This window comes from Kitasatospora sp. NPDC058965 (assembly GCF_042741245.1).
In the GTDB taxonomy this organism is placed as follows: Bacteria; Actinomycetota; Actinomycetes; order Streptomycetales; family Streptomycetaceae; genus Kitasatospora.
The window spans coordinates 1-8,949 of sequence record NZ_JBHYKG010000328.1 but is presented as its reverse complement, the minus strand read 5'-3'; the positions used below and the strand labels follow the sequence as shown (position 1 = coordinate 8,949).

Annotated in this window: 7 protein-coding genes; 4 read left to right on the top strand and 3 right to left on the bottom strand. The window is 74.7% G+C overall.

Annotated features, from left to right (window positions below; all coding sequences use genetic code 11):
- A partial coding sequence (locus tag ACFW1A_RS34320; protein WP_380416113.1) for an aldehyde dehydrogenase (NADP(+)) occupies positions 1 to 1,438 on the bottom strand: 1,438 nt, incomplete at its 3' end.
- A 9-nt stretch (positions 1,439 to 1,447) separates the two neighbouring features.
- A complete protein-coding gene (locus tag ACFW1A_RS34315) occupies positions 1,448 to 2,251 on the bottom strand; it encodes an NAD-dependent epimerase/dehydratase family protein (protein WP_380416108.1) in 804 nt (267 codons plus the stop codon).
- Positions 2,252 to 2,447: 196 nt separating this feature from the next.
- On the opposite strand from ACFW1A_RS34315, the gene ACFW1A_RS34310 reads away from it, so the two are divergent.
- Positions 2,448 to 3,383, top strand: a complete 936-nt coding sequence (locus tag ACFW1A_RS34310; protein ID WP_380416104.1) for a 5-dehydro-4-deoxyglucarate dehydratase — start codon at positions 2,448 to 2,450, stop codon at positions 3,381 to 3,383.
- Positions 3,384 to 3,388: 5 nt separating this feature from the next.
- The gene (locus ACFW1A_RS34305; RefSeq protein ID WP_380416115.1) at positions 3,389 to 4,534 is read left to right on the top strand and encodes a hypothetical protein; all 1,146 of its coding nucleotides are present in this window, start codon (positions 3,389 to 3,391) and stop codon (positions 4,532 to 4,534) included.
- A gap of 64 nt (positions 4,535 to 4,598) precedes the next feature.
- Here the strand turns inward: ACFW1A_RS34305 and ACFW1A_RS34300 are convergent, their stop codons facing one another.
- Complete coding sequence (locus ACFW1A_RS34300) at positions 4,599 to 5,378, bottom strand: IclR family transcriptional regulator (RefSeq protein WP_380416101.1); 780 nt, start codon at positions 5,376 to 5,378, stop codon at positions 4,599 to 4,601.
- A 165-nt stretch (positions 5,379 to 5,543) separates the two neighbouring features.
- Here ACFW1A_RS34300 and ACFW1A_RS34295 point away from each other — a divergent pair, with 165 nt between their 5' ends.
- On the top strand, positions 5,544 to 6,716 hold the full coding sequence (locus tag ACFW1A_RS34295; RefSeq protein WP_380416100.1) for an aminotransferase class V-fold PLP-dependent enzyme: 1,173 nt from the start codon (positions 5,544 to 5,546) through the stop codon (positions 6,714 to 6,716).
- Between the two features lie 373 nt (positions 6,717 to 7,089).
- Positions 7,090 to 8,880 (top strand): carbohydrate-binding module family 20 domain-containing protein, encoded by a 1,791-nt coding sequence (locus ACFW1A_RS34290; RefSeq protein ID WP_380416097.1) that lies wholly within the window; start codon positions 7,090 to 7,092, stop codon positions 8,878 to 8,880.
- Positions 8,881 to 8,949: the final 69 nt, after the last annotated feature.

The following is an 8,949-nucleotide window of genomic DNA, read 5'->3' as shown; positions in this document are numbered from 1 at the left end:
GCAGCGCGGGCGGGCAGTCCTGGTAGACCACCGGCACCAGCCAGCGCTCGATCGCCGCCGTGCCGACGCTGGTGTGCGCCGCGGAGGTGCCGGCGGGGAAGGGGCCGCCGTGGTGCTGGGCGCGGCTCACCGCGACGCCCGTCGGCCAGCCGTTGACCACGAGCCGGCCGGCCCGGCGCCGCGCCACCGCGAGCACCCGCTGCGCCGCCGCCAGGTCCGCCGGATCCGCGGTGTCCAGGTGCACGCTCACCGTCAGGCTGCCCGGGCAGGCGGCGACCCGTCCGGCGGCGTCCGCGAGGGTGTCGCCCAGCACCAGCACCCCGACCGGGCCGAACCGCTCCTCGGTGAAGAACTCCGGCTCGGCGTCGAAGAGTTCACCCGGTATGGCGACCAGGGCGGGGGTCCCCGCCCAGGGGCCCTCGCCGGCCCGGCCCTCGGCCAGCAGCCGGACGCCGGGACGGTCCAGCAGCTGCGCCACCCCGGCCGCGTACCCGGCGTGGATCCGCGCGGAGAGCATCGGCCCGCCCCCGGTCTGCGCCACCGCCTTCGCGAACTCCGCCAGCAGCCCGTCGTCCTGCGGCACGAACGCCAGCCCCGGGTTGGTGCAGAACTGCCCCACCCCCAGGGTCAGCGACCCGGCGTACCCCTGCGCCAGCCCCGCCGCGTCCCGGGCCGCCGCACCCGGCAGCACCACCACCGGGTTCACCGAGCCGAGTTCGCCGTAGAACGGGATCGGCACCGGCCGCCGCGCGCAGAGTTCGGCCAGCGCGAGCCCGCCCCGGGTGGAGCCGGTGAACCCCACCCCTGTGACCGCCGGGTGCCGCACCAGCGCGACCCCGGCCTCGACGCCGTGCACCAGGGCGAAGACCGGCGGCGCTCCGGCCCGGTCCAGCGCACCGCGCACCAGCTCGGCGGTCCGCCGCGCGGTCAGCGGGTGCGCCTCGTGCGCCTTGACCACCACCGGGCAGCCGGCCGCCAGGGCCGAGGCGGTGTCACCGCCCGCCACCGAGAAGGCGAACGGGAAGTTGGACGCCGCGAAGACGGCCACCAGTCCGGTCGGCCGCTTGATCCGGCGCAGGTCGGGGCGGGCGCCCTCGGCCGGCTCGACCACCACGCCCTGGTAGCCGCCCTCGCGCAGCAACTCGGCGAAGAGCCGGAGCTGACCGGTGGTGCGGGCGATCTCGCCGGTCAGCCGGGGTCGGCCGAGTGCGGTCTCGGCGTCCGCGAGCTCGGTCAACTCCGCTGCATGGGAGTCGAGTTCGTCGGCGATCAGGTCCAGTGCGCGGGCCCGGTCGGCGCGCGGCGCGTCGGCCCAGGCCTGCTCGTGCCCGGCCAGGTCGGTGCAGACCGCCGCGGCCTGCTCGGGGGTGGTGGCGGGGACGGGGGAGCCGTACGGCTCGCCGGTCCGCGGGGCGTAGCCCTGCACGTCGTCGGTCACAGCGGCTCCTCAGAGGTGGTCGGCGTCGAGCTCGGACGCGGTGAACGGGCCGCCCAGGTGGGCGAAGACGGGGTCGTCCGGCGCCGGCTCGCCGTGCTCCGCGACCAGTTTCGCGGCGAACACCTCGGCGTCGTCCGCCGGTTCGTAGCCGAGCGCGCGCGCCTCGGCGAGCGAGACCCAGCCGCCGCGGGTGTTGGCGGAGACCCCGTAGGCGATCCGGTAGCCGGGCCGCGGAACCGTCAGGCAGGCCTCCACCAGCCGGCCGCAGTCGTCCGGCGAGAGCCAGGTGGACAGGGCCCGGGGGTTCGGCGGCTCCGGGAAGCAGGTGAGGATCCGCAGGCAGATCACGTCCAGCCCGTACCGGTGGTGGTACAGCGCGCCGAGCGCCTCGCCGGCGGCCTTGGAGACGCCGTAGTAGGTGTCCGGCAGCGGGGGAGCGTCGGCGGTCAGCGGGTACTCGGCGGGCGTGCGGTAGCCGACGGCGTGGTTGGAGGAGGCGAAGACCACCCGGGGCACGCCGGCCCGGCGGGCGGCCTCGAAGACCGTGTAGGTGCCGTTGATGTTGACGTCCAGGATCTGCGCCCAGGGCGCCTCCACCGAGATGCCGCCGAGGTGGACCACGGCATCGACGTCCCGGCACGCCTCGACCAGGGCCGGCAGGTCGGTGACCGAGGCCCGCACCGACTCCTCGCCCGCGGCCGGTTCGAGCGGGACCACGTCGAGCAGGCGCAGGGTCCGTCCGGGCCGGGCCAGTCGCGGCCGGAGCAGGGTGCCGACGCCGCCCGCGGCGCCGGTGACGAGGATGCGGGACACGGAGTGACTCCTCTGTCTGAGGGAGTGCCGTTCGGCAAGGTCGAGCCTATGCTCACAGAGGATCGAAACGTTCACAAGAAAGTGCGCTGTTCATATATGCGAATAGTCTGAGTCTTGACCGCCGCCGCCTCGCAAACCTACGCTCGCGGGGTTCACATGCATGTACGTCGTTCTTGAACGTGAAAGGACTGCCGCTGTGGCCGCACTCGCCGACCGTCTGGACGGCCTGCTCTTCTTCCCCGTGACCGCCTTCGACGCCGCCGGCGCCTTCGATCCGGACGGCTACCGCCGGCACCTGCGGGCCCGGCTGGCGGACGGTCCGGCCGCGGTCTTCGCCGCCTGCGGCACCGGCGAGTTCCTCGCGCTGGCGCCCGACGAGTACGAGCAGTGCGTCGCCGTCGCGGTGCAGGAGGCGGCCGGCCGGGTCCCGGTGGTGTCCGGCACCGGCTACGGCACCGCGCTGGCCCGCACGTACGCGGCTGCCGCCGCCCGGGCCGGCGCCGACGGGCTGCTGGTGCTGCCGCCCGAGGGCGTCGAGGGCGGGCAGCAGGGCCTGCTCCGCCACTACGAGGCGCTGGCCGCGAGCACCGGGCTGGACCTGATCCTCTACCAGCGCGGCCAGCAGGCCTTCGAACCGGCCACCGTCGCCCGGCTGGCCGAGGTACCGGGCATCGTCGGCCTCAAGGACGGCCGCGGCGACCTGGACCTGATGCTGCGGATCGTCAGCGCCGTGCGCACCGCGGGGCGGGCCGACTTCCGGTTCTTCAACGGCATGCCGACCGCCGAGATGACCCAGCTCGCCTACCGCGCGATCGGGGTGCCGCTCTACTCCTCCGCGATCTTCTGCTTCGCGCCCGACCTCGCGCTCGCCCTGCACCGGGCCTTCGACCAGGAGGACGCGGCCGCCCTCGACACCCTGGTCGACGTCTTCCTGCGCCCCTACGTCGAGCTGCGGCGCCGCCGGCCCGGCTACGCCGTCTCGCTGGTCAAGGCCGCCACCCGGGAGCTCGGCCACCCGGTGGGCGGCGTGCGGGCGCCGCTCACCGAGCCCGAGCCGGAGCACCTGCGCGAGCTGCTGGAACTGGTGGACCGGGCGCGCGAGGTGCTCGGCCGCGGTGGAGCGCTCGGGTGAGCAGGATACGGGCCGGGGGGTACCTCTACCCGTGGGACGTGGACGGCGACCCCGGCCTGCCGGCGCGGCTGGCCGACCTCGGCGTGCACCGGGTGGCGCTGGCCGCCGCCTACCACTCGGTGCGGGCGCTGACGCCGCACCACCCGGTGCACCGGGTGGTCACCGCGCCGCACTCGGCGGTCTACTACCGTCCGGACCCGGCTCGTTGGGCGGGCGCGGGGCGGCTGCGGCCGGTGGCGGCCCCGTGGGCGGCCGACGCGTTCACCCGGGCCGCCGCCGTGCTGACCGGGGTCGGCGTGGAGGTCTACGGCTGGGCCGTGCTGGCGCACGCCCAGCGGCTCGGGGCGCAGCACCCGCAGGCCGCCGTGCTCAACGCCTACGGCGACCACTACCCGTGGGCGTTGTGCATCGCCAACCCGCTGGTGCAGCAGTACTGCGCCGCGCTGGCCGCCGAGGTCGCCGCCCAGCCGGGCCTGGCGGGCCTGGAGCTGGAGTCCTGCGGTTGGTACGGCTTCGACCACCTGCACGCGCACGACAAGACGGCGGGCGTGGCGCTGGCGCCGACGGCGCGGCTGCTGTTCTCGCTCTGCTTCTGCCCGCACTGCCGCCGGGGGTACCAGGAGGCCGGCGCCGCACCGGACGCGCTGCGGACGGCGGTGCGCGGCGCGCTGGACCGGGTGTTCGCCGGGGCGGCGGCGGACGCGGCGCTCGACCCGGAGTTGTTCGCGGCGGTGGCCCGGATGCGGGTGGCGGTGGCCGGGAGGCTGCGGGCGCAGGTGCTGGCGGCGGTGCGGCGGGAGCGGCCGGGCCTGCCGGTGCTGCTGCACGCCCAGCCGGACCGGCTCGGCTTCGGGGCCTCGCCCGGGCTGGACCCCGCGGCGGAGCTCGGCGGGGACTGCGGCCTCGTCCTGCAGGCCCAGGTGCGCTCGCCGGGGGCGCTGGCGGCCGTCGCGGCCTGTGCGGGCCCGGGCCGTCGGGTGGCGGCCACCGTCGGAGCGGTCGCCGGGCTGGGCGGCGACCGGGCGGACCTGGCCGGCTGGTGCCGTGCGCTGCTGGCCGGCGGCGCGAGCGAACTGCGCTTCTACCACCTGGGACTGGCCGCCGCCGCCGACCTGGCCGCGGTCCGGGAGGCGGTGGCCGGGCTCGGCTGACGCCGGGTCACCGCGCGCTGCCGGCGGGGCGCCGGGGCGGTGGCCCGCGTCCGGAGCCCGCGGCTCAGAGGTGACGGGTCGCCAGGTCCAGCCGCTCCTGCGCCGCCAGCAGCGCGTCGCGGATCATCTGCTCCCGACCCGGCGTCAGGCGGGCGACCGGGACCGAGCAACTGACCGCGTCGCGGGCCGGGCGGCGGTAGCCGAGGGCGACGGCGAAGCAGCACAGGCCGGCCGTGTTCTCCTCCCGGTCGGTGGCGTAGCCGCGCTCGCGGATCTCGCGCAGGTCGGCGAGCAGGGCGTCGCGGGTGGTGCGGGTGTGCTCGGTCAGCGGCTCCAGGCGCTCCGGCAGCATCGCGGCCACCTCCTCGTCGGTGAAGGTGGCGAGCAGCGCCTTGCCGAGCGAGGTGGCGTACGCGGGCAGCCGGCGGCCGACCCGGGTGAACGGGCGCAGGTAGTGCTGCGAGGCGCGGGTGGCCAGGTAGACCACGTCGGTGCCGTCCAGCCGGGCCAGGTGGACGGTCTCGGTGGTCTCGTCGGCCAGCCGGTCCAGTGCGGGGCGGGTGGCGGCCACCACCTCGTCACCGTCGATGTAGGAGGTGCCGACCAGCAGCGCGCGCACCCCGATGCCGTACCGGGTGCCGGTCAGGTCGGTCTCCACCCAGCCCAGGTCGACCAGGGTGCGCAGCAGCATGTAGAGGCTGCTCTTCGGGTAGCCGACCGCCTCCTGCACCTCGGCCAGGCTGTGCAGCCCGGCGTGCCGGGCGAAGTACTCCAGCAGCTCGACCGTGCGGACCGCGGACTTCACGTTGGCACCGACGGGTGCGGCGGGGCTCGGCTGGGCCATCGGGGTGACCTTCCTGTTCACAGATGTGGACCGGGTCCCAATATAGCGCCGCCCGGGCGGGCGAAAGCGGGTTCCGGTGTTCACGAGGCTGAACGACGTCCGGGTGCCTGACCGTTCGGGCGCGGGCCGTTCCCCCCGTTCCCGCCCGGCGCTACTGTGGCGCGCATGATCGATCTCGCTGCGGTCCGTGCCGACACCCCCGCCGCCTCGCGGCGCATCTACCTGGAGAGCGCCGGCGCCTCGCTGCCGCCGGAGCCGGTGCTGCAGGAACAGCTCGCCCACCTGCGCCGCGAGGCCGAGGTCGGCGGCTACGTCGCGGCCGACGAGCGGGCGGCCGACCTGGACGCCGGGTACGGCGTGTTCGCCGAGCTGCTGGGCTGCCGCCCCGACCAGGTCGCCTTCACCGACAGCGCCAGCCGGTCCTGGGTGACCGCCTTCGAGGCGGTGCCGCTGGGCAAGGGCGACCGGGTGCTGGTCGGCGAGGTGGAGTACGCGAGCAACGCGATCCCGATGCTGATGCGTGCCGAGGCGGTCGGCGCGAGCGTCGAGGTGGTGCCCTCGGACGAGCACGGGAGCTTCTCGGCGGCGGCGCTGGAGGAGATGCTGGACGACCGGGTCGCGCTGGTCTCGGTGGTGCACGTGCCGAGCAACGGCGGCACGGTGGCCGACGTGCGGCGGATCAGCGACGCCGCGCACCGGGTGGGCGCCCTGGTGCTGCTCGACGCCTGCCAGGCGATCGGCCAACTCGCGCTGGACGCCGAGGCGCTGGACGTGGACATGGTGACCGGGACGGGTCGCAAGTGGCTGCGCGCACCGCGCGGCACCGGCGTCCTGGTGGTCCGCGACCGGGCCGCCGAACGCCTGCGGCCCCCGGTGGCCGACCTGCGCGGGGCCGTGTGGACCGGTCCCGCCAGCTACCGACTGCACCGGGACGCCAAGGTCTTCGAGCTCTGGGAGAACAACGCGGCGGCCCGGCTCGGCCTGATCCGCGCCGCCCGCTACCTGCTCGACCTCGGCCCCGCGGAGGTCGAACGCGCCGTCACCGCGCGCGCCGCGCACCTGCGCACGGGCCTCGCGGCACTGCCCGGCGTCACCGTGCACGACCTCGGCACCCGGCGCAGCGGGATCGTCACCTTCTCCGTCGCGGGCCTGGCCGCGACCGCCGTGCGCGACCTGCTGGCGGCCCGGGACATCACCGTCACCGCGAGCTTCGCCCCGTCCACGCTGCTGGACATGTCGGCCCGTCGGCTCGACGCGATCGTCCGCGCCTCGCCGCACTACTTCGTGACGGAGGAGCAGCTCGACGAGGCCGTCGCGGCGGTGGGCGCGCTGCGCTGACGGCTCCGCAACACGGCTGTAACGGTTTGCTGCAATTTTCGGCAATGTGTTTCCGGTGGCCTTGACGCCGCGCCGCCGGGCGGGAGAAGGTCTGCTGCACGGCGGATCCCGAGGGTGCTCGGGTGCGGCCGTGCAGTGCGGGAGCCGGCGGTCGCCACCGCGTGGTTCCCCGGCCGCCGACACCCCCGGGCGGGACTCCCGGGGGTCGGTGCGGCCACCGCGTTCCGGGCGGCGTCGCGAGCCGCCCGGGGCACACCCCCACCCGCCGGCTCCCCACGGCCTCCTGGTTCCCTCCTGCGCGACGGTGCGCCCGCCCCGCGCTGCGCGCTACCCGGATCTCCGTGGTGGGCCCGCCTGCCCAGGAGAGACCCGCATGAACCGAGCACGCCCCCGTGGCCGCACCGCCCTGATGGCGGTCGGCGCGCTGCTCACCGCCGTCGCCCTGCCGCTCACGGCGCAGGGCGTCGCGCAGGCCGCCACCCCCAACGGCGGCGACGTGACCGCCAACCTCTTCGAGTGGAACTGGCCCTCGGTGGCCAACGAGTGCACCACCGTGCTCGGCCCCGACGGCTACGGCGCCGTCGAGGTGGCCCCGCCCGAGGACTCGATCCGGCTCGGCCAGTCCGGCCACCCGTGGTGGGAGGTCTACCAGCCGATCGGGTACGACCTGAACAGCCGGATGGGCACCGCCGCGCAGTTCGCCGCGATGGTGACGGCCTGTCACAACGCCGGGGTCAAGGTCTACGCCGACGCCGTGCTGAACCACATGGCCGGCGACAACAACACCAGCACCGACTCCTACGGCGGCGACACCTTCAACTCCTCGGCGTACTCGTACGCGCAGCCCGGGTACGGCTCCTCCGACTTCCACGCCTACCCGGCGAACTGCCCCAACGCCGACCTGTCGATCAACGACTGGAACAGCGTGCAGCAGGTCCAGGAGTGCGACCTGTCCAACCTGGAGGACCTCAACACCGAGAGCGCGCACGTGCGCCAGGCGGAGGCCGGGTACCTGAACAGCCTGGTCGCGGCCGGCGTGGACGGCTTCCGGATGGACGCCGCCAAGCACATCGCGCAGGCCGACATGGCGGCCGTACTGTCCCAGGTCAACTCCACCACCTGGACCGGCTCGCGACCCTACGTGTACCAGGAGGTCATACCCGGCAGCTCCGGGTCGCTGGCCCCGAGCGCCTTCGAGTCCAACGGCAGCGTGATCGAGTTCAGCTACGCCCGCGACCTGAAGAGCCAGTTCACCGGCAGCATCGCCAACCTGAAGAGCTTCGGCCAGAGCTGGGGCCTGGAGCCGCCGGCCGCCTCGACCTCGATGGTCACCAACCACGACACCGAGCGCGACGGCAGCACGCTCACCTACAAGAGCGGCGCGTCCTACCTGCTGGCCAACCTGTTCGAGCTGGCCTGGGGCTACGACGTCCCGCAGGTCTACGCGAGCTTCACCTGGACCAACAGCGACGACTCCCCGCCGTCCGACGCGAACGGGTTCGTCAGCGCCACCGACTGCGCCAACGGCTGGTTCTGCACCGACCGCAACCAGGGCGTGGCCAACATGGTCGGCTGGCACAACGCCACCGCCGGCCAGCAGGTGGCCAACTGGTACGACGACGGCAGCAACCTGATCGCGTTCAGCCGCGGCAACCGGGGCTGGATCGCGATCAACAACGAGTCCACCGCCAAGACCGTCACGGTCGAGACCGGCCTGGCCGCCGGCAGCTACTGCGACGTCGTGCACGGCAACCTGACCCGCTCGACCGGTGCCTGCTCCGGCCCGACCGTGACGGTGGGCGGCAACGGCACCGCGACCGTGACCGTCCCGGCGATGGACGCCGTCGCGCTGTACACCCCGAACGCCGCCGCCGGCACGGTCGGGGAGACGTTCACCGTGCAGCAGAACACCAGTTGGGGCCAGAACGTCTACCTGGTCGGCTCGATCCCGGCGCTCGGCAGCTGGAACCCCGCCCAGGCCGTCCCGCTCTCCTCGTTCCACTACCCGAGCTGGAACGGCGCGGTCACGCTGCCCGCCAACACCTACGTCGAGTACAAGTACATCCTGAAGAACTCCGACGGGTCGGTCACCTGGGAGCCCGGCAACAACCACTCCGTCACCACCGGGGGATCGGGCAGCGCGACGCTGAACGACACCTGGTAGCCCGCCGCCCCGCGCTCAGCGCCACCGAGTGCCACGGACCGACCGCCCCGACCGCGGTCGGTCCGTGGC

What these genes read in the sequence shown, in the direction of transcription:
- ACFW1A_RS34300 (WP_380416101.1), bottom strand. Translation starts at nt 5,378, where the DNA reads ATGGCCCAGCCGAGCCCCGCCGCACCCGTCGGTGCCAACGTGAAGTCC.
- ACFW1A_RS34295 (WP_380416100.1), top strand. Translation starts at nt 5,544, where the DNA reads ATGATCGATCTCGCTGCGGTCCGTGCCGACACCCCCGCCGCCTCGCGG.
- ACFW1A_RS34290 (WP_380416097.1), top strand. Translation starts at nt 7,090, where the DNA reads ATGAACCGAGCACGCCCCCGTGGCCGCACCGCCCTGATGGCGGTCGGC.